Source organism: Bradyrhizobium sp. 61, from assembly GCF_023073075.1.
In the GTDB taxonomy this organism is placed as follows: Bacteria; Pseudomonadota; Alphaproteobacteria; order Rhizobiales; family Xanthobacteraceae; genus Bradyrhizobium; species Bradyrhizobium barranii.
Genome location: NZ_JADPIU010000046.1, coordinates 1 through 2323, shown reverse-complemented (window position 1 = coordinate 2323; position 2323 = coordinate 1). Strand labels below are relative to the sequence as shown.

The window sequence follows — 2323 nt, the reverse complement described above, 5'->3', positions numbered from 1 at the left end:
GCCTCCAACGTCTGGTAGTCGTCGGCGGTCGAAGCTCCCTTCGTAAATTTCGTGATCTTCTCAATGGTCGCCCAATCGGGCCTGACCTTGCGCCGACGAATCCGGCTGACAGTCACGCGGGTTTTCCCGATGCCGACAGCCACCGTGTCGTCGTCAAGGTTGTTCAGGGTCATGTAATCTGCGAGGTGCATGGGGCGGAATGTACGCCATGCGTACGATGGACGTCAAGCCCCATTGTGCGCATGGCGCCGTTCAATCACCCTAGGTAAGCGTGCATGATGCGTACATGTCCAAAAGAATCACCAAACGCCAGCTTCCAGGAACCCGGCTTCGCCCGCTCTACCAAAAGACGTTCATCAAGCAGTGGCGCGATTACCGCGAAATGTCGCAGGAGGAACTGGCCGAACACGTCGCTGAATATCTGCGGGAGAACGAAATCAGCGAAAAGGGCTATACATATGCCAGCATCGGCCGCATGGAAAATGGCCGCATCCCCTATTCCCAGCCCATTATGGAGGGGATCTCCAAGGCGTTGGGCGTATCGGTCGCAACCTTAATAACCACCCCTCCTCCGGCGCCTGGCGAACCGCTCCCACCTGATCCAGAGACCCTTTTGAAGGTCTGGAACGAAGGTCGGAAGTCGAGTGGGCGAGCATAGGTACCCATTCCGATGAAAAACATCTTGGAAGCCGCGGAAGTCGGCGACATCGAAATCTTTATTGACGCGGCAGATCCAAGCCAGAATCGGCTTACTGTTCCCATCGTGCTGCGAGACGGTAGAGAGATTGAGCTAAAGCTCGGGCCAGCCGAATACCGAGCGATCTGGGAAATGCTGGCCGCACTGCGCGCTCAGTACCCGAAGGCTTTGGGAATTCAATAAGCTTACCATCCCTGAGAACGTAGGTTTTGCCCATCTGGAACCCTCCCCGGCACCATGCCGGCAGGAGGGTTTTAGCACGTCTTGAAAAATAATGTACGCTACACGTACGATTTGAGTTGACGCAATCTGTGCACTGGGTGTACGTTACTCCCCATCGAACACGGCATCACGCCGACGACGGGGACGAGATGGACCAGCTTCGCAAGCACTACTTCCCGGCCAATGACGAGACCATTTTCACCGGGCTATGCCCCAACGGTCAGTTCGGCGCCTACCTCGATCGAGAAGACGGCCGCGTCCGTGGCTATGGCCACACCCGCCTCGCCGCGATTGCCGACATGGTCGAGGCGATCAGCAACACCGAGGAAGATGAGGAGCGCAACAGCGCCGCCTTCCAGCTCGACCACGCCCGCGACTACCGCAAGCACGAGGCCGTGTGATGAAGCAGGCCAGAACATTCGACGCCAAAAGTTATGACTTGGCTGCCGCGTTTCTTTCCGACGAACCGGCGCTCAACACAGAAGCAGCCAGACTGACGCTTGCATGCGTCATCCAGCAAGCGGTCGAGGACGAAATCGAGTTCATGCACGCGATGATGGAGAAGGCGTGATGCCGGAGAACCGTATCGATCTTTTCTGCGCCTGCCTCATCGCCTGCATGGGTGTGTTCGCAATCGCAAAGTGGGTGCTGGCATGAATTCACAGCAACTAGGCGATGAGCTTTTGCGGCACTGGTGGCTCCTGTGGCCCCTGCCCGCGAAAGAGCGCCAAGAGCGTATCGCACAAATCGCCGACGACCTTCTGTTCGAAGAGCAATTGAAGGCCGTCTCTGTCGAAATGGCAAACCCGGAGTTCGCGTAAATGAACCTTCCCGCTGAGAACGTCATTGGCGCTGTTTCGCCCCTTCCCCCGCAGTCTGAAACGACGGCTGTCATCAGCATGCTGGAGCGCATCGCCCGCGATCCCTCCGTCCCCATGGAGCGCCTGGAGCGCGCATGGCAGATGCGCAAAGAGATCCAGCTTGAAGCTGCCGAAGAGGCCTTCAACGAGTCCATGGCGACCGTGCAGAGCAAGATGCGCGCGGTGGCTGCCGATGCCAACAACCCGCAGACCCGCAGCTGCTACGCCTCTTATTTCGCCTTGGACAAGGCGATTCGGCCTGTCTATTCGGGCGAAGGTTTCGGCCTGTCGTTCAATACGGAGGACGGGGCGCCGGCAGACCATATCCGGGTCGTCTGCTACGTCACCCGCGGCAAGTTCACCCGCAAATATCACGTCGATATGCCGGCCGATGGCAAGGGAGCCAAGGGAGCCAAGGGCGGCGATGTGATGACGAAGACGCATGCTGCCGGCGCGGCCATGACATACGGCCAGCGATACCTGCTCAAGATGATCTTCAATATCGCGATTGGCGATGACCGAGACGGCAACACCGTCACAGGCG

Annotated in this window: 6 protein-coding genes; all 6 read left to right on the top strand. The window is 58.3% G+C overall.

Going from position 1 to position 2323, the window contains the following annotated elements; all coding sequences use genetic code 11:
* Nucleotides 1–286 precede the first annotated feature (286 nt).
* Nucleotides 287–658, top strand: coding sequence for a helix-turn-helix transcriptional regulator (locus IVB46_RS13400; RefSeq protein WP_247342947.1), 372 nt, complete (start codon nucleotides 287–289; stop codon nucleotides 656–658).
* A 12-nt stretch (nucleotides 659–670) separates the two neighbouring features.
* A complete protein-coding gene (locus IVB46_RS13395; RefSeq protein WP_247342944.1) occupies nucleotides 671–880 on the top strand; it encodes a hypothetical protein in 210 nt (69 codons plus the stop codon).
* 188 nt (nucleotides 881–1068) lie between these two features.
* On the top strand, nucleotides 1069–1320 hold the full coding sequence (locus IVB46_RS13390) for a hypothetical protein (RefSeq protein WP_247342942.1): 252 nt from the start codon (nucleotides 1069–1071) through the stop codon (nucleotides 1318–1320).
* Entirely contained in the window at nucleotides 1320–1490 is a 171-nt protein-coding gene (locus IVB46_RS13385; protein ID WP_247342937.1) for a hypothetical protein, read from the top strand. Before IVB46_RS13390 ends, IVB46_RS13385 begins: the two co-directional genes overlap by 1 nt.
* 82 nt (nucleotides 1491–1572) lie before the next feature.
* Complete coding sequence (locus tag IVB46_RS13380; RefSeq protein ID WP_247342934.1) at nucleotides 1573–1740, top strand: hypothetical protein; 168 nt, start codon at nucleotides 1573–1575, stop codon at nucleotides 1738–1740.
* Nucleotides 1741–2323: ERF family protein (locus IVB46_RS13375; protein WP_247342931.1), on the top strand; the 583-nt coding region annotated here is incomplete at its 3' end.